We start from the raw sequence: 26648 nt of genomic DNA on the forward strand, positions 1-26648 counted from the left end.
GCTCTGTACAGCGGAATCGTCATCTCAGTGATCTGCATCCTGAAGCTCGTGCCGCTGAACTACTGCGATCAACTCTTCGCGAACCGACGAATTCGGCAGTTCGTTGATCCGCGCATAGAGGCGGCGCCGCATGTTGGCGCGCTTCTGGTTTGCGCGAAACTGTGCGAAGGACATACTTCTCACTCCTCGAAAGTGCCCCGGATCACGGGTACTCGTTGTTTGTTGACGTCCACACCTCGGGGATCGCCCGAGCGAACTGGACATCTCCCATGCTCCTCGCAGCGGCTGTCTAAAAGCAATTCTTAGAGTGTGAGTTTCGCTACAGCTCAAACAGTTTCGTCGCAGCGGAGTGGGCGCAGTCACAGTCAGGCGTCCAGGTGATGCCGCCGACTGCGGAAAAGGAGTAAGACTTCTCCTGTGGCACTCACCGTGCGAGATCTGACCGAGGTCGACAGTCTCGGTCTGGTCCTGGTGGCCGGAGCGCGCGGCGCTGACCGCGAGATCGCGTGGGCGCATGCCATCGAGTTGCCCGACCCGGCTCCGTATCTGGCCGGGGGCGAGTTGGTCATGACGACCGGCATCAACATCGGAGCCGACGCCGACGCGCAATTCGCCTACGTGGCACGCCTGGCCGCGGCCGGGACCGCGGCACTCGCCGTCGACACCGGCACCATGATTGCCGACATCCCGCCGGCGGTACGTGCCGCCGGAGATCAGTTGGGGATTCCCGTGCTCGAAGTGCCCGCCTCGACGCCGTTCATCGCGATCGCCAGGGCGGTGATCGACGCGCTCAAGGCCGATGAACTGCGCTCGGTGCAGCGCGTGGTCGACGATCAGGAGGTACTGGCCCGGGCGACACTGCGGGGCGGCATTCCCGGGGTGGTCGACGCTTTGGCGGATCGTCTGTCCGCGACCGTTGTCGTGGTGGACAACGACGGCACCGTGCTGGCGGCCGGGGGTGACGACCAGGAGCGGCTGATCGTCGTGCTCGGAGAGCAGGTTCAGCCCGCGCATCGGCACGGCGGCACCCATGTCACCGCTGACGGGGATGCCTATGTCACCATCCAGAATCTGCGGGCCGCCCAGCCCGTTCGCGGCCGGCTTGCGATACGCACGTCCGATCCGATGTCCAACGCCGACCGGCTCCTGGTCGCCCATGCCGTGTCGCTGATCTCGATCGCGATCGAGAAACCGGCCCGGGTGGTCGACGCCGAACAGCTGCTGCGGACCGCGGTGGCCCGCGAGATGATTTCCGGCACGGGAGCTGTCGACGGTGCGGTGTTGCGCTACTTCGGTTTTGAGCCCGACGATGACATCGTGGTGGCGTCGTTCACCGGTGCGGGCCCGCTGCTGGCCGCGCAGCACGTGCTGGGACGGGTGCTGACATCGTTTCTGATGGCCCCGATGGGTGACGAGATCGTGATCATCGTTCCGGCGACCGGGAGCCGACGCCGCATCCGCTCGGTGATCGAGGAACTCGAGCAACAGACGGGTATCACGGTCGGTGGCGGGATGAGCCGGCCTGTCGGGCCGACCGATCTGTCCACGGCCTTGGAGCAGGCCCGCATCGCGGCGAATTCGGGCAGGGAGCGGTTCACCGAATTCGGTGAACTCAGCCCGATGGGTGTGCTGCTCGAGGGCCGGAGCACGGCCGAATTGCGGGTGTTGGCAGCACCATTGGATGCGCTGGCGGGTGGGGAGGATCTGATCCCCACCCTGGCGGCCTTCCTCGGTCGCAACGGTCAGATGGAGGCGGCGGCCGCTGAGCTTGCGGTGCATCGCCACACCATGCGCAACCGGATGCGGCGAATCTCCCAATTGCTGGGTGACGACCTTGAATCGGCCGATACCCGGGCACAGTTGTGGCTGGGGCTCAAGGCCTGGCAGCTGCTGGCGTCTCGCCGGCCGGGCTGAGCGTGTCGTCGTCGGAGCCCAGGCTTGGTGGTCCACTTCGGTAGGTGACCGGGGTGGCCGACAAGGTGATCGGGTTGGCCACTTGAGGTGTCGGTGTCCCTGGTACCGGCACGGTTGCTTCCAAGCCGAGTCGGCGGGCGAACGCGAATGCCTCCGACAGATCGCTGATCGGGCCGGCCGGCACGCTCGCGGCGGTCAGCACCGCGTACCAGTGATCGGCGCCGTGTCTCTTCAACTCGGTTTCGATGATGGCGCACAACGCATCCCGGTGGGCGACCCGGTCCGGATTGGTAGCGAACCGGGGGTCCTTGGCCAGCTGTGGTTCGCCGATGGCGGCGGCGAAGGACCGGAACTGTTTGTCGTTGCCGACGGCGACCGCGATGGGCCGGTCGGCGGTGTCGAACGTCTGGTACGGCGCGATACTCGGATGGCGATTGCCCATGATCTGCGGCACTGCGCCGGCCCCCAGGTATCCGGAGGCCTGATTGACCATGGAGGACAACAACACCGAGAACAGGTTGGTGTCGACGCGCTGTCCGACCCCGGAGCGGTCGCGGTGCGCCAGCGCCGCCAGGATTCCGCTCAGCGCGTGCAGGCCGGCCAGCACATCGACCAGGGCCACGCCGGCCTTGGTCGGATCGCCCGGTTCGGTTCCGGTGACGCTCATCAACCCGCCGACCGCCTGCACCAGCAGGTCGTAGCCCGGCAGCGCGGCGCCGCCGTCGCGGCCGAATCCGGTGATCGAGCAATAGATCAGGTCGGGACGGACCACCCGCAGATCCTCGTAGCCCAGACCGAGTTTCTCCATGGTCCCCGGCCGGAAGTTCTCCACCACGATGTCGGCCCGGGCCACCAGGGAGCGGGCGTGCTCCCGGCCGTCCGGGTCGGACAGGTCGAGTGCCACTGAACGCTTGTTGCGGTTGACGGCGTTGAAATACGTTGCCATGCCAGATGAATCGTAGGGCGGGCCCCACGCCCGGGTGTCGTCGCCGGTGCCCGGGCGTTCGATCTTGATCACGTCGGCGCCGAAGTCGCCGAGCATCATGGTCGCGTACGGCCCGGCCAGCACGCGGCTGAAATCGACGACGACGATTCCGTCGAGGGCGCCCATCCTCACGCTCATGCTCCCGGCCGCCCGCCCCGCAGGTACACCGTCGTGGTGTGGGTGAAGAATTCCCGTGCGGCGCCGCCCTGCTCCTTGGGGCCGAGCCCGCTCTTCTTGGCCCCGCCGAACGGTACGTGCGGATCGGCGCCGGCCGACTCGGAGTTGACGTGCAGCACGCCGACGTCGATCTGCTCGACAGCCTGCAGTGCGCGGGTCAGATCCTGGGTGAAAACCGCTGCCGAGAGCCCGAACTCGCTGTCATTGGCAAGGCTGAACGCGGCGTCGGCATCGGCGGCCCGCTTGACGGCGAGGACCGGTCCGAACAATTCGTCGGTCCATACGTCGGCGGCTTGACCGTTGAGGTCGACGACGGTTGGCGGGATGAAGTAGCCCTCGGTCAGTGGTCCTTCCGAGTAGGGGGTACCGCCGGTCAACACCGTGGCGCCCTGCGCGGCAGCGGCCTGAATCCCCGCCGAAATGGACCGGTGTGCAGCGTCATTGACGACAGGTCCCATCTGGGTCGCGTCGTCGGTGGGGTCCCCGACGGCCAGGGCCGCCGCGCGCTCGGCCAGTGCGGCCAGGAACTCGTCGGCGATCCCGTCGGTGACGATCAGGCGGGACGTGGCCGTGCATTTCTGCCCGGTAGAGCGGAACGCCCCGAGCATCACCTGCTCAAGGGCCAGTTCGACATCGGCGTCGTCGAGCACGACGGCGGCGTTTTTACCGCCCATTTCGGCTTGCGCGGGGACTCCGCGCGCCGCCGCGGCCGCGGCGATTCGCCGCCCGACCCCGGTGGAACCGGTGAACGTGATGCCGTCGATGCCTGGGTGGTCGACGATGGCGTTGCCGATGTCGGATCCGCCGATCAGCAGGTTGAGCACGCCGGAGGGTAGGCCGGCCTCGGTCAGCGCCTGCGCGAGCCGGATCGCCAGCAGCGGAACGGTGCTCGCGGGTTTCCACACGACGGTGTTGCCGTAGATCAATGCGGGCGCGATCTTCCAGGCCGGAATGGCGATGGGGAAGTTGAACGGGGTGATCACCCCGACCACGCCGAGCGGTTTGCGGGTGATGAGGATCTGTTCACCGGTCCGGGGCGAGGCGTAGATCTCGCCCGCCTGCCGGTCGCCCTCGTTGCCGTAGTAGCGCAGGATCTGCGCGGCCCGCCGAACCTCGCCGATGCCTTCGGCTTTCGTCTTGCCTTCCTCGCGGGCCAGCTCCATGCCCCACGCCTCGGCGTTGCGGTCGACGATGTCCGCCGTGCTCAGCAGCACCGTACCGCGCTGATGCATCGGGGTGGCGGCCCAGGACGCGGCAGCCTCGCCAGCGGCACGCACCGCGGCGTCGACGTCGGATGTGCGGGCATTACTGCCCTGGGCCACAACCAGACTCGGTTGTGCCGGGTTCACACTGAGCAGCGTGTCGCCGGTGCCGGGTAGCCACTGTCCGCCGATCAGGTGCTCGATGGCAGCGGTCATCAGCGGAAGGCCGCCTGCCCGGTCAGGGCCTTGCCGATCGACAGCAGGTGCATCTCGGAGGTGCCCTCGTAGGTGAGGACGGACTCGAGATTGTTGGCGTGGCGCAGCGGTGAGTATTCGAGGGTGATGCCGCTGCCGCCCAACAGGGTCCGGCATTCACGGGCGATGGCCAGTGCTTCGCGGACGTTGTTGAGCTTGCCCAGGCTGATCTGCTCTGGCCGCACCTCTTCGGCATCCTTGATGCGGCCCAGGTGGATTGCCAGCAGCATCCCCTTGCCGAGTTCGACGGTCATGTTCGCCAGCTTTTCCTGGGTGAGCTGGTAGCTGGTCAGTGGCTTGTCGAACACCTCGCGCGAGCCGGCATAGTCGATCGCGGTCTCCAGGCTGTCGCGGGCCGCACCGAGCGAGCCGAACACGATGCCGAACCGGGCCTCGTTCAGGCACGACAGCGGGGCCGACAGTCCTTCGGCCAGCGGCAGCTGCGCCGAGCCCGGCAGCCGGACGTTGTCCAGCACGAGCTCGGAGGTGACCGAGGCACGCAGGGAGAGCTTGCGGTGAATCTCGTTGGCGGTGAAGCCCGGGGTGTCGGTGGGCACCAGGAAGCCACTGATATCTCTGTCGCCGTTCCCCGTTCTGGCCCACACGGTGGCCACATCGGCGAGGTTGCCGTTGGTGATCCACATCTTGGTGCCGTTGAGCACCCAGTCGCTTCCGTCGCGGCGGGCGCGGGTGCGCATGCCGGCGGGGTTGGAACCGAAGTCGGGTTCGGTCAGGCCGAAGCAGCCGATCGCATCACCGGCGGCCAGCCGGGGCAGCCATTCGTTCTTCTGTTCCTCCGAGCCGTAGCGGTAGATGGAGAACATCGACAGCGAGCCCTGGACGGAGACGAAGCTGCGGAACCCGCTGTCGCCGGCCTCGAGCTCCATACAGGCCAATCCGTAGCTGACGGCGTTGGTGCCCGCGCAGCCGTAGCCCTGCAGGTGCATGCCGAGAACGCCGAGCTTGCCGAACTCCTTGGCCAGCTCCCGGGGCAGGGTGGCCGATTCGAACCATTCGCCCACGTTGGGCCGTAGGCGAGTATCGACAAACTTGCGCACGGTCGCGGCGATCTCGCGTTCGTCGTCGTCGAGCAACCGGTCGGTGTCGAACAGCTCCAGCGGCCGGTAGGTGGACTTCTTGGCGGCCGGTGTGGCGGTGGCGGTCATGACTCAAGGCTAGATTTGCCCACGCACACATGCCTATGGCCGATTCGTACAACAGGGGCGTGCTACCTGTCCGATGGGGAGCATTCGGATGCCCGGTCGCCGGGCCTGACCACCCGGTTGGGTGGCCTATGCTCGGTGCGGCGAACGGCGTGGCCCCAGGGTGTTCCGTCGTCAGTGACCGGCGAAGACAGCCCAGGGAAAGTTCAGCGTGCAGGTGATTGTTGGCGATCCGGTTCTCGTTCCCTCCGTTCCGCGGCGGGTTCGTGATGACCTGATCGGGTTGAGTGGTGTGGCCATCGTGATGGTCGTCATCTGCCATTTCTGGTTCGGGCGGGCCTGCGGCGGGCTGGATGTCCTGCTGGTTCTGACCGGCTTCTTCATCGGTGGTCGCGTCCTGCGCAGCCTGACGAGCCCCGGGACGCTGGCCGCAGAGATGGGCCGGGTGGCGCGCAGGGTGGTGCCGCCGTTGGTTCTCGTGCTGGCCGTGTGTGCGGTGCTGACGGTGCTCGTCCAGCCGGAGACCAGGTGGGAGGCCTTCGCGGATCAGACCCTGGCCAGCCTGGGCTTCTACCAGAATTGGCAGTTGCTTGGCTCGGCGGACGACTATGTGCAGGCGGGCGAGACGGTGACCCCGCTGCACCATCTGTGGGCGCTCTCGATGCTGGGCCAGTTCACGCTGGCGTTCGTTGTGCTCGCCGGGGTGGTCATGGCGGTGACGGCGCGCCGCGGACGCACCGCACGACCCACAATCCTGGTCGGGGTGTCCGCTGTCGCACTGGTGGCCTCGCTGTACTACGCGGTTACGACGCAGTCGGACAGCCCGATGCTCGCCTACTACAGCACCTTCGCCCGGGCCTGGGAGGTGTTGGCCGGGGTTCTCGCGGCCGCCCTCGTGGCCGTGCCGGTGGGTCGCCTCCGGTGGCCGGGTTGGCTGCGCGCCGGTGTGGCCGCAGCCGGTCTGGCGGCGATCCTGGTGTGCGGTGTGCTCACTGACCGGACGGTGCAGTCCCCGGGAGCCTGGGCGTTGATTCCGGTGGCGGCGACCGTGCTGGTGATAGTGAGCGCAGCTCAGGCGATGCCGCCGAGGGCGAACGAAATCCTGCGCAGCGGCCCGTTGGTCGCGCTCGGATCGATGGCCTACCCGCTGTACCTGTGGCACTGGCCGTTGTTGATCTTTTGGCTGGCCTTCATCAATGACGATGCGGTCGGCATGGTCGATGGCGCCGCTGTCGCTCTGGCCGCGGTGCTGATCGCCTGGCTCACCGCGTGGTCGACCAGGGCGCAATGGCAAGCCCGGTGGTATCGGCTAGCCCGCACCTGGGCCGTGCCGGGTGCCGCGGTTCTGCTGGTGACGGTGATGCTCGTGGCGTCGTCGCTGATGTGGCGCGGACATGTCGCCCTCGCCCGGGCCAGCGGCGCGGAACTGGGCATGCTGTCGATCCGGGACTACCCGGGCGCGCTCGCGCTCACCGAGAATCACCGGGTCGCCAAACTGCCGATGCGCCCGAGCGCGCTGGAGGCCGACGACGACATCCCGCCGTCGTCGATCGACCATTGCGTCACGGGATTCACCGGTGGTGAGGTCGTCAGCTGCGTGTACGGAGATCCCGACGGCGCCCACACCATCGCGTTGGCGGGCGGGTCGCATTCCGAGCACTGGCTGACGGCGCTACATCAGATCGGACGCCAACACGGCGTCAAGGTGACCACCTACCTGAAGTTCGGCTGCCCGCTGACCACCAAACCCGTGCCGATCATCGCGGGGTCGTTCGAGAAATATCCGTCCTGTCGGACGTGGTCGGACAACGCCTTGGCGCAGATCATCGCCGACCGGCCGGACTACGTGTTCTTCACCTCGACGCGCCCGATCCTCAACGGCCCGGGCGACTATGTGCCCGATTACTATCTGGGCATATGGGATGAGTTGTCCGCCAATGGAATTCCGATGCTCGGCATGCGTGACACGCCGTGGATGCTCCGTGACGGCTGGTTCTTCTCGCCGGTGGACTGTCTGTCCAAGGGGGGTGACTTCGAGTCTTGCGGGGTGCCGCGCAACGAAGCCCTGGCGCAACGCAATCCGACCCTCGATTACCTGGCCGACTATCCGCTGATGAAGGTTCTCGACCTCACCGATGCGGTGTGCCGGCCGACGATCTGCCGCGCCGTGGAGGGCAACGTGTTGGTGTACCACGATGCCCACCACCTGTCGGCGACTTACGTGCGCACACTCACCACCGAGTTGGCCCGGCAGATGTCCGACGCCCTCGGATGGTGGTAGTCGTCATTCGACGATGAAGACCGGAATCTGTCGGTCGGTCTTGGTCTGGTATTCGGCGTAGGGCGGGTAGGCCTCGACGGCGAGCTTCCACCAGTGTTCACGCTCGTCACCGGAGATCTCGCGGGCGGTCAGCGAGACCGTCTTGTCGCCGTCCTGCACCGTCACGGCGGGGTGGGCCTTGACGTTGAAGTACCACGACGGATGCTCCGGCGCGCCACCCTTGGAGGCCACCATCGCGTAGCGGCCGTTCTCTTCCACGCGCATCAGCGGTACGTACCGCTTCTTGCCGGACTTGGCGCCCGTCGTCGTGAACAGCACGATGGGGCGGTCGAGCACCTCGACGCCCTCGGTGGTGCCTTGTTCCAGGATGCGTTGGGTCTGGTCGCGTACCCAGTCGGTCGGGCTCAGTTCGGCATGTTCACTCACGCCCCCCGCAACACCGACACCGGCGTTGTTATTCCCGGGTCACCGCAGCTTCAGCACCACCTTGCCCTTGGCGTTGCGGTTTTCCAGCGACGCGATGGCCTGCGCGGCCTGCTCCAGTGGAAACACCTCGGGCTGTGGTGCAGGCACCACGCCGGAGGCCAGCAGCGGCTGCAGTTCGGCCCACTGCTCCTGCAGGTAGCCGGGATGGGAGAAGGTCCAGGCGCCCCAGCCCGCGCCGACCACGTCGACGTTGTTGAGCAACAGGCGATTGACCTTGACCGTGGGGATCTCACCGCCGGTGAACCCGATGACGAGGAGCCGTCCGCCCACGGCCAGTGATCGCAGCGAGTCGGTGAAGCGATCCCCGCCGACCGGGTCGACCACGACATCCACGCCCCGCCCGCCGGTGATTTCCTTCACCGCGTCGCGGAACCCGTCGGCGAGCACCACGTCGGAAGCGCCTGCGGCCCTGGCGATCTCGGCCTTCTCCTCGGTGGACACCACCGCGATGGTGCGTGCGGCTCCGAGTGCCGGGGCCAGTCGCAGCGCCGAGGTGCCGATGCCACCGGCCGCACCGTGCACCAGGACGGTCTCACCCTCGGCCAGCCGGCCGCGGGTGCGCAGGGCGAACTGGACGGTCAGGTCGTTGAACAGGATGCCGGCGCCGGCCTCGAACGACACGGCGTCCGGCAGCGGGAACACGCGCTCGGCGGGCAAGGCGACGACTTCGGCCATGCCGCCCGACAGCATGGTCAGGCCGAGCACGCGGTCGCCGGCAGCGACATGGGCATCGGCCGGGGCGCTGCGCACCACACCGGCGATCTCGGCACCCGGGGTGAACGGAAGCTCAGGCTTGTACTGGTAGAGACCACGGGTGAGCAGGGCGTCGGGGAAGGCAACGCCCGCGGCGTGGACGTCGATCACGACCTGCTCGGCGCCCTCGGCGCTGGAGGGCTCCTCCACCTCGGCCACCCGCACTGCGTCCGGACCGTCGAGTCGGGTGATCTGTGCTGCACGCATCGTTGTCTCCTTCTGGTGGGTCGCCAGCCAATTGTGACAGGTGTCAAGTGCGTGGCTTAGCATCACCGGATGCTCAACGCCCGCGCTGCGGTGGTGCTCGACGCCGGAGCCGATCCCCAGCTCACCGACGTGCAGATTCGTCCACCCCGCGGCGACGAAGTGCTGGTTCGCATCGACGCGGTGGGCATCTGCCACACCGATGTGAGTGTCGCGGCACGGTTTCGCAAACTGCCGATGGTGTTCGGTCACGAAGGTGCAGGCACGGTCATCGAGGTCGGACCGAATGCCGTACCCGGCGTGGGGGACCAGGTCGTCCTCACCTTCGCCAGCTGCGGTGCCTGCTCCAACTGTCAGGCGGACACCCCGGCCTACTGCGAGCGTTCCACCGACCTGAACATGCGCGGCACCCGCGGAGAGTCCAGTGCGCTGCACGCCGACGGGGTCCCCATCGGGGGCGGCTTCTTCGGTCAGTCCAGTTTCTGCACGTATGCGATCGCCGGCAGCCGAAACGCTGTGGTGCTGCCCGAGCCGATCGACCCCGCGCTGGCGGCCCCCCTGGGCTGCAGCGTGCAGACCGGGGTGGGTGCCGTGCTCAATGTGCTTGCGCCGCAACCCACGGATGCACTTGTGGTGTTCGGGGCCGGAGCGGTGGGGCTCTCCGCGGTCATGGGCGCCCGCATCGCGGGCTGCCGGGCCGTCGTCGCTGTCGACCCGATCGCCGAACGACGTTCGCTGGCAACCGAGTTGGGTGCCACCGCCACGATCGATCCGACCGCCGGCGGCGACGTGGCCGCAGCTGTGCTCGAGCTGACCGGGGGAGCGGCCGCGGCAGTCGACACCACCGCGCGCCCAGATGTCCTCATGACAGCAATCACGGTGTTGCGTGAGCGCGGCACCCTGGCGCTACTGGGCCTCGGCGCGTTGACGGCCGAACTGCCGGTCGCCGCGATCATGGGCAAGGGGCTGAGCGTACGCGGCGTGGTCGAGGGTGACAGCGAACCGCAGACCTTCATCCCGCGCCTGGTCGATCTGTACCGCCGTGGCGAACTACCGCTCGACAAGTTCGTCAGCCGCTACCCCTTCGACGACTTCGGCCGCGCGTGGGCTGCCGCAAAGTCCGCTGACGTGGTAAAACCCGTCCTGATCACCCAAGCGGTAGGCTCGTAATCCCTCTGTTTCACCCGGCAACGACGCCAACGATCGGAGCATCATGACCCTTCCCCAGCTACCACCGGGACGCACTGTCGAGGTGCGCGCCGTCGACGGCGTGCGGCTGCACGCCGAGGTGTTCGGACCCGAGGACGGCTACCCGATCGTGCTGGCTCACGGCATCACGTGTGCCATCGGCGTCTGGGCGCACCAGATCGCCGATCTGGCCGCGGACTTCCGCGTCATCGCCTACGACCATCGCGGACACGGCCACAGCGAGACCCCGCGCGGGCATCACCGCTACAGCCTCAACCACCTCGCCGCCGATCTCGACGCGGTGCTGGACGCCACGCTGAGGCCCGGTGAACGTGCCGTTGTCGCCGGGCATTCGATGGGCGGTATCGCGATCACTTCATGGTCGCAACGCTATCCGGCCCGGGTGCCCGCCCGTGCCGACGCCGTCGCGCTGATCAACACCACCACCGGAGACCTGGTGCGCGATGTGAAGCTGTTGAGGGTTCCGGCCCCGCTGGCGTCGACGCGGGTTCGGGCGGCAGGTACGGCGATCCGGACCTTCGGCGGTACGCGGATGCCGCGGATCATCGAGCGTCCCAACAAACGTTTCGTCGCCCGTCTGGCGGTGGGCCGTGACGCCGACCCGTCGGTCGCTGAGTTCATCTATCAACTGTTCGCCGAGACTCCGGCCGCCGGACGCGGTGGCTGGGCCCGCACGCTGGTGAACGGGCTGGGCCCACAACATATCTCGCTGCAGAACCTGTCGGTGCCCACGCTGGTGATCGGCAGCTCCAAGGACCGCTTGCTGCCCATCAACGCCGCCCGCCGGATCGCCGACGACGCCCCCAACCTGCATGCCTTCGTCGAGATGCCTGGTGGGCACTGCGCCATCCTGGAATGCCCGTCGCAGGTGAACGCCCAGTTGCGGGCACTGGCCGAATCGGCAGTGTCGCAGCAGGCGGTCAATCAGTAAGGCGGCCCGCGACTTCGGCGGCCGCACGCTGACCGGACCGGACCGCTCCGTCGAGAAATCCGGTCCACTCATTCGCGGTTTCGGTGCCGGCCCAGTGGATCGCGTCCACCGGTTCTCGCAGCCACCTGCCGTACTGGGTCCACGATCCCGGCGGCACCGCCGCGGTGGGCCCACCCGGTGCGAATTGTTCTGCGCTCCAACAGTGGTCTACGTAATCGATCGGTTGTCGGGCCGCGTCGCCGAACAGGGTGGCGAACCCGGACAGGGCCTGCTCGCGCCGCTCTGGGGGTGACAACCGGTCGAAGGTGCGGGCGTCGGTGAAACCGAGCAGGATTCCGGGGCCGCCGGAACTGCCGTCGGCCGGGCTCACATCGAAGGTGATGAAAACGGGGCCCTCGTCGGACAATGCCTCGCCTGAGCACCCGTTGGTGCGCCAGAACGGTTGTTCATAGGCGGCATATGCCTTGCTGAGGTTGCCCTGCGGCCAGTTCGCGGCCAGGTCGGTATACGGCTTGGGCAGCGCCGGGCTGAACTCGATCCCGGTCCGGTGCTGCGGCGGGATCGCCACGATCACCGCACGTGCCTGCACCGCGCCGGAGGGACAGGTCACCGCGACGGTGCCGTCCCCGTGGCGTTCGATGCGGTCCACCGGGGCATCGAGCACCACCCGATCTCCGAGTTCCTCGGCCATCTTCGACGCGATCTGCTGGGTGCCGCCGGGAAACCGGTCCTGTTGGGCGCCGCCACGGACGTCGAGCATGCGGTCGAGCCCGCCGGCGGCCTTGACGTAGCGGGCGGCGTGCAGCATCGATACCTCATCGGGCTCGGCGCCCCACGTGACTCGGGACATGATGGCCATGAGGTTGCGCGTCGAGGCGTTGGCCCCGGCCGAGCGCAGCCACTGCTCCAGTGTGAGCTCGTCAAGCTTCTCGGCGTTCGAACTCTTCCACGGCTCATTGACCCGGATGAGCCGGCAGAGCCGTTCGAAGCGCCACTGGATGCGGGATACGTCGAACAGTTCCAACATCGACAGCCGCGGGATCGTGCTGCGGTAGGCCCGGACCCGGCCATGCCAGAGAATCAGGTTCTTGCCGCGGTCGTAGGTGGGCACGGTGCGGCACCCGAGATCGTCGGCCAGCGCCAGCACCGCGTCCTGGGTGGGGCCGACGAACGTGCCGCCCAGGTCGACCGGCACCCCGGCGATCGTGGTGGTCGACGATCGTCCGCCCACCCGGTCGCGCCCCTCGAGCACCACCACCTCGTGTCCGAGCCTGGTCAGGGCGCGGGCAGCGGACAGGCCGGCGAAGCCGGCACCCACGACGACGACGTCGGTGCTCGTTGGGATGCTCACCTGTCTAGGCTCTCACGCGTGAAGGTCATGACAGCGTTGTTCGGGCCGCGCGACGCAATGGGTCGGGCTGCGGCCCTGCGCGAGGCCGGTGCCAGTGGGGTGTTCACCTTCGAGGGACCCCACGATGTATTCACCCCGTTGACGCTCGCCTCCACGGTCGGGGATCTCGACCTGATGACGAATGTGGCAATTGCGTTTCCCCGTAACCCGATTCACCTGGCACACCAGGCCATCGACCACCAGATCCTGTCCGGTGGAAGGTTCACGCTCGGGCTCGGTACGCAGATCCGGACGCAGATCGAGAAGCGGTTCGGCGCGGACTTCGACCGGCCGGTGGCCCGGATGTCAGAGTTCGTCGCGGCGTTGCGGGCGATCTTCGCTGCCTGGGACACCGGGGAGCGGCTCGACTTTCGAGGCGACTACTACCGGCACACGTTGATGACACCCACGTTCACCCCGCGGGACAACCCGTACGGTCCGCCGCCCATCTATGTCGGCGCGCTGGGCCCGCGGCTCACCCGGGCCACCGCGCAGTTCGCCGACGGCCTGCTGGTCATGCCGTTCGGGTCGAAGCGGTTCCTGCACGAGGCGACGTTGCCCGCGGTGCGTGACGGGCTCGCCGCCGCCGGACGTGACGCGGGGGAGCTGGCGATCGTCCCGGAGATCATCGTGTCTGTAGGGGACGATCACGACGCGACGCGACGGCTGCTGGCCTTCTACGGTTCGACCCCGGCCTATCGCCCGGTGCTGGACGTTCACGGCTGGGGTGACCTGCAGCCGGAACTCAACGCGCTGTCCAAGCAGGGCCGCTGGCAGGAGATGGGTTCGCTGATCGACGACGAGGTGCTGCACACCATCGCGGCATGCGGTAGCCCCGCCGATGTCGCCGCTCACATCCGCGACCGCGTGGCCGGGGTGTCCGACCGGATCTGCCTGTACCAACCCGGCCCGATCGCGGTGGAATCGCTTGCCCAGATCGTCGACGCGCTGCGCGACTGAACGCCTAGGGTGGGTGGTACTCGTCGGGACCAAAGGAGGTTCGCCATGGGCGGTGATCGCCATGCGGCGGATCCGGACTATTCGGATGTGCTCATCATCGGGGCCGGGATCTCGGGGTTGGGCGCGGCCTATCGTGTCCACGAGAAGAGTCCCGGGCTGACCTACACCGTGCTGGAACGCCGAGCGCGGATCGGCGGCACCTGGGACCTGTTCCGGTATCCGGGGATCCGCTCGGACAGCGACATCTTCACGCTGAGCTTTCCGTATCAACCCTGGACCCGGCCCGAGAACGTCGCCGATGGCAGCGATATTCGCGACTACCTGACCGAGACCGCCCGGGAACATGGAATCGACCGCCATATCCGGTTCAACACCCGTGTGCTGTCGGCGGATTGGGATTCGGACACCGACACCTGGACGGTGCACGCCGAGCAGGACGGCCAGGCCGCGACCTTCCGGTGCCGGTACCTGTTCTGCGGCACCGGCTACTACAACTACGACGAGCCCTACACCCCGGAGTTCCCCGGAATCGAGACGTTCGGTGGCGACGTCGTGCACCCGCAGTTCTGGCCCGAGTCACTGGATTACTCGGGCAAGCGCGTCGTGGTGATCGGCAGCGGGGCCACCGCGGTCAGTCTGGTGCCCGCGCTGGCGCAGCAGGCCTCGCACGTGACGATGCTCCAGCGCTCACCGACCTACATGGTGTCGGCGGACCGCATCGTTCCCTCGGTGCAGGCGATCCGTAAGTTTCTGCCGCGCAAGCTATCTCATCAGATCGTGCGGTTCCGCAACGCGATGATCCACGTGCTGAGCTACTTCTTCTTCCGTAAGGCACCCGACCTCGGTCGGCGGTTCCTGCGCAGCCGGACGGTGGCCCTGCTGCCCGAGGGGTATCCCGTCGACGTGCATTTCAAGCCGCGATACAAGCCGTGGGATCAACGGTTGTGCCTCGTGCTCGACGGGGACCTGTTCGAGCACATCAGCGACGGACGGGTCGATGTCGTCACCGATCACATCGACCACATCGACGCCGCGGGCATCGTGTTGAAGTCGGGCGGGCGGGTGGACGCCGACGTGATCGTCACGGCGACCGGCCTGCAACTGCAGGCCCTCGGCGGCATTCAACTGTCGCTGGACGGTCACGAGGTCAAGCCGACCGAGCGGTATGTCTACAAGGAGTTCCTGCTCGAGGATGTCCCGAACCTGGCTTGGTGCATCGGCTACACGAACGCGTCGTGGACGCTGCGGGCCGACATGACCGCGCGGGCGTTCGCAAACCTGTTGGCCTACATGGGCGCTCACGGCTACACCCACGCCTATCCGCACAAGGGTGCGGCGCCGATGCCGGAGAAGCGGACCTGGGATCTGGAGGCCGGCTACATCCAGCGTTCCGAGCATGCACTGCCGCGTTCGGGTACCAAGCGGCCGTGGCACGTGCGGCACAACTACGTGCTGGATGCCATCGACCACCGCTTCGACCGCATCGACGAGTCGATGGTCTTCGGCCGCGCCCCCGCCGCCGAGTCGGTGGCCTCCTAAGCACCGCGAGCGGGCGTGTCTGCTGCCAGACACGCCCTATTTCGTCAGCGGTTTGCGCACGATCGTCACGTGAATGCGCAGGACAAACGGTTCCAGCCGCAGCCCGCACCGCGCCAGCAGTATGCCTGGTGCGCCGCCTTTCCACTGTTCGGACAAACTCGTCCTTGACACAGCCCAGACGAGGTGGCAACCTCCTGAACATGTTCACTGAACATGTTCAGTCAAGGGCCGAACAGCGAGATGCCACCCAGCGCAAGGTTTTGGCGACCGCTGAAAAGCTGTTCCGCGAGCAAGGCTTCGAATCGACGACTGTTCGGCAGATCGCAACCGATGCCGGAGTAAGCAGCGGGACCGTGATGAGCGTCGGAGACAAAGACGGCTTGTTGGTGGCAGTGTTCGACGACCGGATCGCAGCGGTGCACGCCAACCGAAAAGGTCTCACCCGAAGGCCATCTCACGCGAATGCACCGAAGGCGATTGCCAAACTGTTCGAACCGTTCCTGACCTACTTCGCCGAAGATCCAGCCCTCTCACGCCGGTATGCGTCGATCATTGTTCGCGGAGTTCACACTTCGAGCATCTTTGGTGATCTGGCAGAAATCCTGGTGGGCGAAATCGAATCGGCTCTGCTGCACGTCGGTGTCGGCGAGTCTGATGCCGCGCGCAACGCTCGCACCATCTATTTCGCATACCTGGGCATTGTGCTCAGCGGCAACAACCAGGCATTGGGACACCGGTCGGTGCCCGACCAACTACGCGACGTCATCGAGTGCGTCATCGCACCAACCCGACAAGGAGAATGATTGTGATCGACACGCCGCACTGGTGGTGGCTCACCGCAATTCTGGCGATCGTGATCCTCGGGGACGCGCTGATCTCGCTCAAGCCGCCGCGATTTATCCAAGGATGCCTCGATGGTGTCGGACTCCCTCGTGACTGGTGGTGGGTGCTGATCGTGGTCAAACTACTTGCCGGCGTCGGGTTGATTGCCGGCCTCAAATATCCAGGCGTGGCGTTCTCGGCCAATGTGGGAATTGTCGTCTATTTTCTGTGCGCCTGCTATGCGCATTACCGCGCCCGATTTCTGAAACAGGAATTCTGGATCAATTGCCTGGGCATGCTCCTGTTCTCAGCCTTCGTACTGGTGGTCTCATACGTGGCATGAGGCTTTCGGCCCGACACGTTGGGCATGCCGGCCATGTCACGGCGTACGGATACGAAGACCCGTCGAGAGCAACTGCGTCGCCGACAGTCCAAAGGTGGTCTTGAAGCTGTCGGCCAGGTGTGACGGGCTGGCGAACCCGGCATCGGCAGCTGCGGTGGTCAGATTCTCGCCGGCCGCCACGGCAGTCCCGGCCGCAACGAGCCGGCTCCAGATCCGGTAGCGCCGCAGACTGGTCCCTGCCTCGCGGCGGAACAGGTGCAGGAACCGGGATTCGGAGACACCCGCGGCGGCTGCCAGTTCACGTGCGGATACCGCTGCGGCGGGGTTCTCGCGAATCTGCTTGGCCACCAATTCGATCCGGGGGTCGATCCGGTGGGGGGTATCCGGGGCGGCGAGGTCCAGCCAGCGCCGCGCCGCCTCGTCGTCTTCCGGCATGGCCGTCAGTCTGGTCTCTGCGGCATGGCCTACCCCGATGCCGTCCCGGAACTCGGTGAACTGCTGCCGGCACGACGCACTGCGTTGCGAGCTGGGGTCGAGGTAGCTCGACACCAACCCACCCTGCATCGAAAGGTGATGGGTGAGCCGGGGCGGGATCAACACGCTGCGTGCGACGGTTGCGCTGCCGTGGAGTGTCACGGTCAGCGGTCCGTCGACGCCGACGGCCAGGCACCACACCGATCCGGAATGCGGCTCAAGGCCGAGCCCCGGCCCGGCGTAGAGGGCCTGCCCCGGCCACAGCCACACCGTCGGGCAGCAGGTTTGTGGAAGCGCGGGCCCGGGTTCAGGCGGCATGCTGGCCTCCTCATCAATTGATCAGGAGGCTACCGTGGCCATCGCAGTAATCGTCGTGGCCGGGGTGTTCTTCCTCGGCATGGGTGTCTACGCACTGGCAGCTCCGCAGGCGATTCTGCGTCCGTTCGACTACGACCTCAGAACCGCCGCCGCCCGCGCGGAAGTCCGTGGCGTGTATGGCGGTTTCGGTATCGCGATCGCCGCGGTGCTGACCTACGCGGCCGTGACGCCGGGGGAGGTCCGGACCGGGATCCTGATCACCGTCGGCGCCGCGCTGGTCGGGATGGCCGTCGGCCGCGGTGTATCGGCGGTGTTCGATGAACGTACGTCCTTCTATCCCAACTGGTTCTACTGCGTGGTCGAAGCGATCGGCGCGGGCGCGCTGTTCTGGGTGGCCTGAGTCAGCCGCTCTGCCGCGCTTTTCCGCCGCATTGTCACGCCAGAGTGGCGCTCAAGCCCGAGCGTCACGCCAGCGTGACGCCGTGGCTCGGGCTCCCATTGCCATGTCACGCCAGAGTGGCTGCCGGCGGCGACAGCCACTCTGGCGTGACGAACTGCCAGATAGAGAGTGACAAACTGGGGGCTACGGGGCGACAGTCAGCCAGTCGGCGAAGCCGGACGGATCGTGACGGCCGAGTGCGCCGTGCTCGAACAGGCCCCAGCCCTCGACCGGTGCACCGTCGCCTTCGGTGCAGACGGCGCGACCGACGTGGTCGATCACACCGAACGCAGTTCGGCCGACGACGGCCGGATCCGTCATGTCGTAGGTGCGGCGCTCGGTGAACTTCTCGCCCTTCCACACGCCGTGGATCCAGTCGACGTCGCCGCCGTAGCCGCCGCCGACGTGAATCGGCACGGGCAGTTTGGATTCCACGTCGAAGCGGACGGGGGTGCCGTCGGGTGTGGTGGCCTCGATGGTGGCTCCGGTGGGGATCCGGGTGCCAGAGCGGTAGTGGATCTTCACCCGCGGCCAGCCGAGTTGCTCGACACGACCGTCCTTGAAGACCCGGCTGCAGTCGTTGAGGGATCGGAACCCGCTGGGGTCTTCCTGGATGATGAAGACGATCGAGAAGTCGTCGAACGCCATCGGGACATACAGCCACCACATGCCTTCGAACGGTGGGTCGGCCGGACGTCCCGCAGGCTCGGCCTCACCGACCGGGCGGATGCCCCAGGACCGGTCGCGGGAGCCGATCCAGGTCTCCGGGTCGACATCGATGCGCTGGCCGTCGATCTCCAGATAGCCGCTCCAGGAACCCGTTTGGGCAAAGCGTTGGGCATCGAGCGTGACCCGGTTCCCCTGACGCATCAGGTGCGGCTGCTCCTGCACCACGTCGAACAACCCGTTCCAGGTGAGATCCGCGGCGACGCCCTCGGTCTCGTCGAGCACGATGCGGATCTTGCGCAGCGGTTCGGTGACCTCGACGCGGTAGCCCAGCACGCGCTGGTTGAGCCGGTCTTGATCGATCGCGTCGGACAGGTGTACCGCCGTCTGCTCGTTGCCGCGGCGTACCAGGAAATAAGCGTCCTTCACCCCGAGGTTGGGGTAGTAGCCGAGACCGGTGATGACGAAGATGTCGCCGGTGCGGTCATGGGCGTTGAAATACGAACGGTCGTAGAAGTTCCGGTCGGACGAGCCGGGCCAGGCGATCGGCTGGGGGACTTGGTGGACGGGGTATTCGTCCATCGGGCCGAGCATTTAGGACTCCTCGATCAGGCGCCGCAGCAACGGCGCGTGGTAGAACATCGTTTCGACATCGTCGGGCTTCTCGGTCTCGCCGAAGTGCACGCGCCGGGCGCCGGTGCGCATGAACACGCAGCACCAGATGACCCCCGAGTAGATGTAGAACCAGCGCAGGTCGCTGAGTTCGGCGCCGGTCAACTCGCGGTAGGTCGCGCGGACATCCTCCTCGCGCATCACGTCGGGCAGACCGGGCAATCCGGCCATACCGGACAGCTCCTGAAACACCATGTGCGCGAAGATGATCCAGGAAACATCGAGTTCGCGCGGGCCGAGGGTGGCCATCTCCCAGTCGAGTACCGCAGCAGGGCGGAAGTCGTCGTACAGCACGTTGCCGATACGCGAATCGCCCCACGTCAGAACGGTTTCGGAGGCCGCCACGTCCTCGGGGAAGTTGTCCTCGAGCCATTTCAGCGCTCGCTCGACGAGTGGTGAGCGGCCGATATCGGGGACCGAGAACTCGTACCAGTCCTTCAGCCAGCCGAAGTGCCGGCGCAGCGGGGTGTCGCCGGGCGGATCGATCTCCGACAGGAACCCGAACCGCTCTGCGGCGTCCGGGATCGCATGCAGCTTGGCGAGCACCGCCACGGTGCTGTCCTGAAGTTCGCGCTGGCGTTCGATCGGGGCGTCGGCGAACCAGTTCCCGCCGAAGGTGTAGGGCATGACATCGGGCGGCACCTGGCCGTCGACTCGGTCCATCAGGAAGAACGGCGTGCCCAGCACCTCGCCGGTGGTGTCCATCCAGCGCACGTTGGGGACGGGAACGTCGGTGAGTTCGCCGACCTGCCGCATCACCTCGAACTGGTGGTCAAGCCGGTACGACGAGAACACCGGGACATCGTCCTGGGTGGGGGCGACGCGGGCCACCCACTTTTGCTCCTTCGGCTCGCCGTTCTCCTCCCAGCGTCCGGTCAGCATGATCGTTTCTGAGGACATACCGTTTGAGTCCACACCGCTTTCCACGGTGATCTCGGGGGTGATACCGCCCGGCATCACGGTGGATAGCCATTTCGACAGCACCGAGGGGAGGGTGGTGACGTCGCGGCTGGAGCGTTGCAGGTGGTCGACGTTCTCCACAGGAGCGTCCACGGCCTCGTTTGCCATTCAACTGTTCCTTACGGCCACAATTACGATACTGTTAGTAGCGTTATGAAAGCAGAGCCATCACCGGTTGGCAAGACCGCCGGAGCGGGACGTCCCCGTGACCCGCGCATCGACGCTGCCATATTGCAGGCCACCGTGGACCTGCTTGTCGAAATCGGTTACGCGAACCTGACGATGGCCGCGGTCGCCGAGCGCGCGCAGACCACGAAAACCGCGCTGTATCGCCGGTGGTCGAGTAAGGCCGAGTTGGTCCACGAGGCGGTGTTCCCCGCGACCGCGTCGGGCCTGACCGCGCCGGCCGGTGACATCGCCGCCGACATCCGGGCGATGATCGGTGCCGCCCGCGACGTGTTCACCAGTCCGGTGATGCGCGCGGCGTTGCCCGGCCTGGTCGCGGACGTCGTCGCCGACACCGACCTGAACTCCCGCGTGATGCAGCGGTTCGCCGGGACCTTCGTCACCGTGCGCGCCCGGATCGTCGACGGCATCGTGCGGGGTGAGGTCCAACCGGATGTCGACCCCGACCGCCTGGTGGAGCTCATCGGCGGGTCGACGATGCTGCGGATGCTGCTGTGGCCCGAACGTGAACTCGACGACGAGTGGGTGGCGCAGACGGCGGCGATCCTGGTGCACGGGGCCACCGTCAAGCCGTGACGTCCGACGCCTTTACGTCAGACTGAGGACAAATCTTCCGAGCGGTTCCAACCCCGCATAACCTGCGGCCACGTGACTATTACCGCCCCACGTTCACTGGCCACTGCCAAGCCGAGTGCGCGCACCGTCGCGCTGGGCAGTGCGGTCGGCACCACGATCGAGTGGTACGACTTCTATCTGTATGCCACGGCCGCGGCCCTGGTCTTCAAACCGCTGTTCTTCCCGAACATCTCGTCCACGGCAGGCACACTGGCCGCGTTCGCGACGTATGCCGCGGGGTTCGGGGCCAGGCCGTTGGGTGCACTGATATCGGGGCACTACGGAGATCGTCTGGGGCGCAAATCGGTTCTGGTGGCCGCGCTGGTGGGCATGGGCGTGAGCACGTTCGCGATCGGACTCCTGCCGACCTACGCCCAGGTCGGGCTGATCGCACCCGTGCTGCTGGTGGTCCTGCGGTTGCTCCAGGGTCTGGCGGTGGGGGCCGAATGGGGTGGTGCGGCACTACTTTCGGTGGAGCACGCGCCGCCAGGCCGTCGCGGCTTGTTCGGCAGCTTCACCCAATTGGGTTCGCCGGCGGGCATGTTGTTGTCGACGGCGGTCTTCTACCTCACCAGGACGATCACCGGACCTGACACCTTCCTGGCCTATGGTTGGCGAATCCCCTTCCTGCTCAGTGCCGTCCTGGTCGTAGTCGGTCTGGTGATCAGGCTGAGGCTCACCGATGCCGAGATGTTCACCCAGGTCCGTGATCGCGGCGAGGTGGCCCGGCTGCCGGTGCTGGAGGTACTGCGCACGCAGCCGCGCAATGTGTTGATCACCACGGCACTGCGGTTCTCGCAGATCGCGCTGTTTGTCCTGTTGACCACGTATTCGTTGACGTACCTGCAAGATTCGTCGTCAGCGGGCAGTCAGGTCGGGTTGACAGCCGTCCTGATCGCGTCTGCCGTCGGCCTGATCAGCACGCCGGCCTGGGCCGTGCTGTCCGACCGGATCGGTAGGCGGCCCCCGTATCTGTTCGGTGCGGTGGCCGGAGTGCTGGCCCTGATCCTGTTCTTCGTCGCCGCGGGAACCGGATCGCACATCGCGATCGTGTTGTCGATCGTGTTCGGTGTCAACGTCGCCCACGACGCCATGTACGGGCCACAGGCCGCCTGGTTCTCCGAACTGTTTGATACGCGGCTGCGCTACAGCGGTGCTTCGCTGGGTTATCAGATCGGTGCGGTGCTCTCGGGTGGCTTCGCACCGCTGATCGCCGCGGCGCTGCTGGTCGCCGGCGGCGGCAGCCCCTGGCTGATCGTGGGGTATTTCGCGGTGCTGACGGCGATCACCTTCACGGCCGCCTATTTCGCGCGGGAAACACATCTGGACGAGATCGGGGACGCACGATGACCAGGATCTACCTCAACGCCTTCGACATGGCCTGTGTCGGGCACCAGTCCCCGGGGTTGTGGCGTCATCCCGAAGATCAGGGCTACCGGTACCGCGAACTCGGGTACTGGACGGAGCTGGCCCGCACGCTGGAGGCCGGTGGCTTCGACGCGCTGTTTCTCGCCGACGTGCTCGGCGTCTACGACGTCTACGGCGGTTCACGGGATGCGGCGGTGGCCGATGCCGCACAGGTTCCCGTCAACGACCCGACGCTGGCGGTTTCGGCCATGGCAGCGGTCACCGAAACCCTGGGATTCGGTGTCACGGCGTCGTTGACCTATGAGCAGCCCTACGCCTTGGCGCGTCGATTCTCCACCCTGGATCACCTGACGGGCGGTCGGGTGGCCTGGAACATCGTCACCTCCTATCTCGACAGTGCCGCACGCAATCTGGGGCTGGACACCCAGATTCCACATGACGAGCGGTACGAGATCGCCGAGGAATACCTCGAGGTCTGCTACAAGCTGTGGGAGGCATCGTGGGAACCCGGCGCGGTCGTCCGTGACCGGGAGCGGGGCGTGTTCACCGACCCGGCGAAAGTCCATGACATCGAGCACAAGGGGCGCTACTTCAGCGTCCCAGGGCCGTTCCTGTGTGAACCGTCTCCGCAGCGCACCCCTGTGCTGTTTCAGGCGGGTGCCTCGCCGCGAGGGGTCCGGTTCGCCGCGGCGCATGCCGAGGCGGTGTTCGTTTCCGGCCCGACGCCCGAAATCGTGGCCAAGCCGGTCAAGGCGCTGCGCGCCGCTGCCGCTGAGCACGGCCGAGATCCCCGGTCCATCAAGGTTTTCACGATGCTGACCCCGGTCGTCGCAGAGACCCATGAGGCGGCCATGGCCAAGCTGGACGACTACCGGCAGTACGTCAGCACCGAAGGTGCGCTGGCGCTGTTCGGTGGCTGGACCGGGGTCGATCTGGCCGAACTCGGGGCCGACGAACCGCTGAGATACGTCCAGACCGAGGCCAATCGTTCGGCGCTGGCGTCGTTTACCACGCCGGACCGGAACTGGACGGCGGGGGAGCTGGCCGACGAGGTCGGTCTGGGCGGGCGTGGCCCGGTGGTGGTGGGCTCACCGACGGAGGTCGCCGACGAACTCGAACGCTGGGCCGACGAGGCCGACGTCGACGGGTTCAACCTGGCCTACGTCACCACACCGGGCACCTTCGTCGACTTCGCCCGCCATGTCGTGCCCGAACTTCGTCGTCGCGGCCGAGTGCCCGACCACGGTGAGCGGGTGACACTCCGTGAGCATCTGGGAGGGGCCGGACCGTTGCTCTCACCGGACCATCCCGGTGCCACCCACCGGCCGCCGGACTGGGCCTGAGGCATTGACATGAACCACGGTTGAGGTCCGACACTGGTGGAATGAACCTGAAGGAGCGGCAGGACATCAGGGCCGTCATGGCCGCTACCACCGACCTGTGGGTAGCGCACGACATGGATGGCTGGGGCCGGTATTTCACCGAGGATGCCGACTTCGTCGCGCACAGCGGATTGTGGTGGACATCGCGTCAATCGAATGTCGAAGGGCACCGCGATGTTCCGGAATCCGTTGTCCGGCAGAAGTGCAACTACACCCAGCAGGTCGAGTCCATCGATGAGATCGCACCGGGGGTGGCGCTGGTGCACACCCGGTGGGACTGGCCCGACCACGTCCAGCCGGGCGCGCAGGCGCAGGACCGCAGCGGCATCATCAGCTACGTCCTCGTCGAGAACGACGGACGCTGGCTGATCCGCTCCGCCCACAACACCCGAGTGAGTTAGCGATGGCCGTACAACCGTTTCCCGCCGATTGGCAGACCGCGCTGGTGTTGGTGGCGCACCCGGATGATCCCGAGTACGGCGTCGGGGCCGCCGTCGCCAAGTGGACCGACGAGGGCAAGTCCGTGCAGTACGCGCTGGCCTCGCGCGGCGAGGTCGGTATCGCCGGTATGCCGCCCGAACAGGCCGGGCCGCTGCGGGAGGGGGAGCAGCGGCGGTCGGCGGCCATCGTCGGGGTCGATGACGTGTCCTTCTGGGACTTTCCGGACAGCAACATCCGCGACACTCCCGAACTGCGGGCGAAGATCGCCGAGACCATCGCGGCGGTGCGTCCCGACGTCGTCGTCACCCTCTACAGCGGGCCCAGCTGGGCGCCCGGCGCACCCAATCAGCGTGACCACATCGAATTCGCCCACGCCGTCGCGGCGGCGTACGACAGCTTGACCGATCCGCCGGCCTGGCTCTTCGAGAACGGGCCGGACCCGTCGCACTGCGAGGTTGTCGACGGCTATACCGATATGGCGGTGAGATCTCTTGCCGCCCATGAGGTTTACCTGTCGGTGCTCGACCCGAAGACTCCCGTCGTCGAACAGGCCCGGCAACAGGTGGAGATGTCGACGCCCGCCCTGCCGGGATTCGGCGGGCGAACCGTCGGCTTCATTCTGAAGCGGCATCGCTGAACCGGGCAGGAATCGGCCTACCATCGCAGCTGTGCGTGCAGTGGTCTATTCCGAGGTGGGCGTGCGGCCCGTCGTGGTCGACGTGGCCGATCCCGAATGTCCCGACGACGGGGTGGTCGTCGAGGTGGCGGCCACCGGCGTGTGCCGGTCCGACTGGCACGCGTGGCGGGGCCACGATCCGGTGGCCTTGCCGATCATTCCCGGTCACGAATTCGCCGGGACCGTTGTGGCGTTGGGTGCCGACGTGTCGGGTTGGCAGGTGGGCGATCGGGTGACCGCGCCGTTCGTCCTGGGTTGCGGTCGCTGCGAGTTCTGCTTGTCCGGGAACGCCCAGGTGTGCCCCGATCAGCTCCAGCCGGGTTTCACTCTGCCCGGCTCCTTCGCACAGCGGGTCGCGGTCCCGCGGGCGCAGGCCAACCTTGTCCGTCTGCCTGACGCGGTCTCGTTCGTGGCGGCGGCTTCGCTGGGGTGCCGGTTCGCGACCTCGTACCGAGCCCTGGTCGTCCACGGTGAGGTACAGCCCGGCCAGTGGGCCGCGGTCCACGGGTGTGGCGGGGTAGGCCTGTCGGCGGTGATGATCGCGAAAGCCTTCGGCGCCAAGGTCGTTGCCGTGGACCGCAGCGCTCAGGCGCTGGACGTCGCGAACCGTCTCGGAGCCGATGAGCTGATCAATGCCACCGAGATCCCCGACACCGCAGCCGAAGTCGTGCAACGGACCGGCGGCGGTGCACACATCGGGGTCGACGCGATCGGACATCCGGCGGTCGCGGCGGCCTCCGTGTCCTCGTTGCGGCGGCGCGGTCGGCATATCCAGGTGGGGCTCCTGCTGGGTGATGCGGCACAGACCGCGCTCCCGATGGACCGGGTGATCGCCCAGGAACTCGCGATCCTCGGGTCGCACGGTATGCCTGCCGTCGACTACCCGGCGATGCTGGGTCTTCTCGCGTCGGGTGCACTGCAACCGGAGTTGTTGGTAACCCGGCGGGTGGGGCTCGATCAGGCGGCCGCGGCGATGGCCGCCATGGACACGCCCACCGGGCCGGGGATCACGATCATCGAGCCGGCCTCGATGGGCTAGCTGTCGATCTGGCCCCGGTTACGTTGGGCCACCGCCTGGTAGCGGTCACCCAGACCGTCGAAATCCCGGGCCTGCGCGCCGGCGATCTCCTGCTCGGCGGCGAGTGCGGGACCGACGATCGGCTGGCTGCCGCGGGTGTAGATCTCTTTGAGGCCTGCCATGGTCGGTCCCGGTACCTCGGCGATCTGACCGGCCAGTTCCAGTGCCCGCTCCAGTAGCCGCTCGTGCGGCACCACCTCGGTGACCAGGCCGAGGTGTTCGGCGCGGGCGGCATCGATGACCTCACCGGTCATCGACAGCCGCCGCGCCATGGCCGCACCGACCACGTGAGGCAGCCGTGCCGTCATCCCGCCGCCGGGCAGGATGCCGACCCGGGCGTGGGTGTCGGCGAACACCGCCCGCTCGGAGGCGATCAGGAAGTCGCAGCCAAGCGCCATCTCCAGCCCGCCGGTGAATGTCGCCCCGTTGATCGCCCCGATGATGGGGGTGCTCAACTCGCCGGTCTTGGTGATGCAGTTGTGTGACCGGAACTTCTCGAAGTAGTCCATGCCGAGGGTCTGCGCCTCTTTGAGGTCGACGCCGGCGCAGAACGCGGGGTCGGTCCCGGTGAGCACGATCGTCCGTACGGCCGGGTCGGTGTCGGCCTCGTCCAGGGCGCTGTACAGCTCCTCGATCAGCTCGCGTCCCAGCGCGTTCCGCGACTGTGGACGATGCAGGGTGAGGACCCGGACAGCGCGGTGGTCAGTGGTAAGGACAACATCGCGAGCAGACATAAAATCGCATGCTACGCCGCATATT

General features: G+C 66.9%; 26 protein-coding genes. 15 read left to right on the top strand and 11 right to left on the bottom strand.

Going from position 1 to position 26648, the window contains the following annotated elements:
• Window positions 1–24: 24 nt before the first annotated feature.
• Window positions 25–174 (bottom strand): hypothetical protein, encoded by a 150-nt coding sequence (locus A5779_RS33400; protein ID WP_088304596.1) that lies wholly within the window; start codon window positions 172–174, stop codon window positions 25–27.
• A 243-nt stretch (window positions 175–417) separates the two neighbouring features.
• On the opposite strand from A5779_RS33400, the gene A5779_RS03170 reads away from it, so the two are divergent.
• The gene (locus A5779_RS03170) at window positions 418–1914 is read left to right on the top strand and encodes a PucR family transcriptional regulator (protein ID WP_064878860.1); all 1497 of its coding nucleotides are present in this window, start codon (window positions 418–420) and stop codon (window positions 1912–1914) included.
• Here the strand turns inward: A5779_RS03170 and A5779_RS03175 are convergent.
• Genes A5779_RS03175 through A5779_RS03185 form a run of 3 tightly spaced genes read right to left on the bottom strand, consistent with a single transcriptional unit; the run spans window position 1874 to window position 5699 of the window.
• Window positions 1874–3037: a CaiB/BaiF CoA transferase family protein gene (locus A5779_RS03175; protein ID WP_413784888.1), complete on the bottom strand. Its 1164-nt coding sequence runs from the start codon at window positions 3035–3037 to the stop codon at window positions 1874–1876. The genes A5779_RS03170 and A5779_RS03175 overlap by 41 nt on opposite strands.
• Window positions 3034–4497, bottom strand: a complete 1464-nt coding sequence (locus A5779_RS03180; RefSeq protein WP_207549019.1) for an aldehyde dehydrogenase family protein — start codon at window positions 4495–4497, stop codon at window positions 3034–3036. The genes A5779_RS03175 and A5779_RS03180 overlap by 4 nt, the downstream gene beginning before the upstream one ends.
• Window positions 4494–5699, bottom strand: a complete 1206-nt coding sequence (locus A5779_RS03185) for an acyl-CoA dehydrogenase family protein (RefSeq protein ID WP_064878866.1) — start codon at window positions 5697–5699, stop codon at window positions 4494–4496. The genes A5779_RS03180 and A5779_RS03185 overlap by 4 nt, the downstream gene beginning before the upstream one ends.
• Window positions 5700–5907: 208 nt before the next feature.
• Here A5779_RS03185 and A5779_RS03190 point away from each other — a divergent pair, with 208 nt between their 5' ends.
• Window positions 5908–7977, top strand: coding sequence for an acyltransferase family protein (locus A5779_RS03190; protein ID WP_064878868.1), 2070 nt, complete (start codon window positions 5908–5910; stop codon window positions 7975–7977).
• Window positions 7978–7980: 3 nt separating this feature from the next.
• Here the strand turns inward: A5779_RS03190 and A5779_RS03195 are convergent, their stop codons facing one another.
• Both A5779_RS03195 and A5779_RS03200 read right to left on the bottom strand, forming a co-directional pair.
• A complete protein-coding gene (locus A5779_RS03195; protein WP_064878870.1) occupies window positions 7981–8403 on the bottom strand; it encodes a nitroreductase family deazaflavin-dependent oxidoreductase in 423 nt (140 codons plus the stop codon).
• Between the two features lie 39 nt (window positions 8404–8442).
• The gene (locus tag A5779_RS03200; RefSeq protein ID WP_064878872.1) at window positions 8443–9423 is read right to left on the bottom strand and encodes an NADPH:quinone oxidoreductase family protein; all 981 of its coding nucleotides are present in this window, start codon (window positions 9421–9423) and stop codon (window positions 8443–8445) included.
• Between the two features lie 69 nt (window positions 9424–9492).
• On the opposite strand from A5779_RS03200, the gene A5779_RS03205 reads away from it, so the two are divergent.
• Together A5779_RS03205 and A5779_RS03210 are read left to right on the top strand one after the other, a co-directional pair.
• The gene (locus A5779_RS03205) at window positions 9493–10590 is read left to right on the top strand and encodes an NAD(P)-dependent alcohol dehydrogenase (RefSeq protein WP_064878874.1); all 1098 of its coding nucleotides are present in this window, start codon (window positions 9493–9495) and stop codon (window positions 10588–10590) included.
• 43 nt (window positions 10591–10633) lie between these two features.
• Window positions 10634–11560, top strand: a complete 927-nt coding sequence (locus tag A5779_RS03210; RefSeq protein ID WP_064878876.1) for an alpha/beta fold hydrolase — start codon at window positions 10634–10636, stop codon at window positions 11558–11560.
• Here A5779_RS03210 and A5779_RS03215 read toward each other — a convergent pair.
• Window positions 11550–12911 carry a flavin monoamine oxidase family protein gene (locus A5779_RS03215; protein WP_064878877.1) on the bottom strand — a complete coding sequence of 454 codons (1362 nt, stop codon included), beginning with the start codon at window positions 12909–12911 and terminating at the stop codon, window positions 11550–11552. The two genes, A5779_RS03210 and A5779_RS03215, sit on opposite strands and share 11 nt — an antisense overlap.
• A gap of 27 nt (window positions 12912–12938) precedes the next feature.
• On the opposite strand from A5779_RS03215, the gene A5779_RS03220 reads away from it, so the two are divergent.
• The 4 genes from A5779_RS03220 to A5779_RS03235 all read left to right on the top strand — a co-directional run bounded on the left by A5779_RS03220 (window position 12939) and on the right by A5779_RS03235 (window position 16614).
• Window positions 12939–13910: a TIGR03617 family F420-dependent LLM class oxidoreductase gene (locus tag A5779_RS03220; RefSeq protein ID WP_064879137.1), complete on the top strand. Its 972-nt coding sequence runs from the start codon at window positions 12939–12941 to the stop codon at window positions 13908–13910.
• A gap of 45 nt (window positions 13911–13955) precedes the next feature.
• A complete protein-coding gene (locus A5779_RS03225; protein WP_064878879.1) occupies window positions 13956–15449 on the top strand; it encodes a flavin-containing monooxygenase in 1494 nt (497 codons plus the stop codon).
• Window positions 15450–15577: 128 nt separating this feature from the next.
• Window positions 15578–16252, top strand: coding sequence for a TetR/AcrR family transcriptional regulator (locus A5779_RS03230; protein WP_236734629.1), 675 nt, complete (start codon window positions 15578–15580; stop codon window positions 16250–16252).
• A complete protein-coding gene (locus tag A5779_RS03235; RefSeq protein WP_061264125.1) occupies window positions 16249–16614 on the top strand; it encodes a DoxX family protein in 366 nt (121 codons plus the stop codon). Before A5779_RS03230 ends, A5779_RS03235 begins: the two co-directional genes overlap by 4 nt.
• 36 nt (window positions 16615–16650) lie before the next feature.
• Here A5779_RS03235 and A5779_RS03240 read toward each other — a convergent pair whose 3' ends face one another.
• Window positions 16651–17406 carry an AraC family transcriptional regulator gene (locus A5779_RS03240; RefSeq protein ID WP_064878883.1) on the bottom strand — a complete coding sequence of 252 codons (756 nt, stop codon included), beginning with the start codon at window positions 17404–17406 and terminating at the stop codon, window positions 16651–16653.
• Between the two features lie 34 nt (window positions 17407–17440).
• On the opposite strand from A5779_RS03240, the gene A5779_RS03245 reads away from it, so the two are divergent.
• On the top strand, window positions 17441–17806 hold the full coding sequence (locus A5779_RS03245; RefSeq protein ID WP_236734630.1) for a DUF4345 domain-containing protein: 366 nt from the start codon (window positions 17441–17443) through the stop codon (window positions 17804–17806).
• Between the two features lie 183 nt (window positions 17807–17989).
• On the opposite strand, the gene A5779_RS03250 is transcribed toward A5779_RS03245, so the two are convergent.
• Entirely contained in the window at window positions 17990–19105 is a 1116-nt protein-coding gene (locus tag A5779_RS03250) for an Rv3169 family protein (protein ID WP_064878885.1), read from the bottom strand.
• Window positions 19106–20251 (bottom strand): phosphotransferase family protein, encoded by a 1146-nt coding sequence (locus A5779_RS03255; protein ID WP_064878886.1) that lies wholly within the window; start codon window positions 20249–20251, stop codon window positions 19106–19108.
• Between the two features lie 45 nt (window positions 20252–20296).
• On the opposite strand from A5779_RS03255, the gene A5779_RS03260 reads away from it, so the two are divergent.
• The 6 genes from A5779_RS03260 (at window position 20297) to A5779_RS03285 (ending at window position 25850) form a co-directional block, all read left to right on the top strand.
• On the top strand, window positions 20297–20905 hold the full coding sequence (locus A5779_RS03260) for a TetR/AcrR family transcriptional regulator (RefSeq protein ID WP_064878888.1): 609 nt from the start codon (window positions 20297–20299) through the stop codon (window positions 20903–20905).
• A gap of 96 nt (window positions 20906–21001) precedes the next feature.
• Window positions 21002–22294, top strand: coding sequence for an MFS transporter (locus A5779_RS03265; protein ID WP_413784890.1), 1293 nt, complete (start codon window positions 21002–21004; stop codon window positions 22292–22294).
• Window positions 22291–23655, top strand: a complete 1365-nt coding sequence (locus A5779_RS03270) for an LLM class flavin-dependent oxidoreductase (protein ID WP_064878893.1) — start codon at window positions 22291–22293, stop codon at window positions 23653–23655. The genes A5779_RS03265 and A5779_RS03270 overlap by 4 nt, the downstream gene beginning before the upstream one ends.
• A gap of 41 nt (window positions 23656–23696) precedes the next feature.
• A complete protein-coding gene (locus A5779_RS03275; RefSeq protein WP_064878895.1) occupies window positions 23697–24095 on the top strand; it encodes an SgcJ/EcaC family oxidoreductase in 399 nt (132 codons plus the stop codon).
• Between the two features lie 2 nt (window positions 24096–24097).
• A complete protein-coding gene (locus tag A5779_RS03280; protein ID WP_064878897.1) occupies window positions 24098–24772 on the top strand; it encodes a PIG-L deacetylase family protein in 675 nt (224 codons plus the stop codon).
• A 31-nt stretch (window positions 24773–24803) separates the two neighbouring features.
• Window positions 24804–25850 carry a zinc-dependent alcohol dehydrogenase family protein gene (locus tag A5779_RS03285; protein ID WP_064878899.1) on the top strand — a complete coding sequence of 349 codons (1047 nt, stop codon included), beginning with the start codon at window positions 24804–24806 and terminating at the stop codon, window positions 25848–25850.
• On the opposite strand, the gene A5779_RS03290 is transcribed toward A5779_RS03285, so the two are convergent.
• Window positions 25847–26623 (bottom strand): enoyl-CoA hydratase, encoded by a 777-nt coding sequence (locus A5779_RS03290; RefSeq protein ID WP_064878901.1) that lies wholly within the window; start codon window positions 26621–26623, stop codon window positions 25847–25849. The two genes, A5779_RS03285 and A5779_RS03290, sit on opposite strands and share 4 nt — an antisense overlap.
• Window positions 26624–26648: the final 25 nt, after the last annotated feature.

Source organism: Mycolicibacterium peregrinum (assembly GCF_001665625.1).
GTDB lineage: Bacteria > Actinomycetota > Actinomycetes > Mycobacteriales > Mycobacteriaceae > Mycobacterium > Mycobacterium peregrinum_B.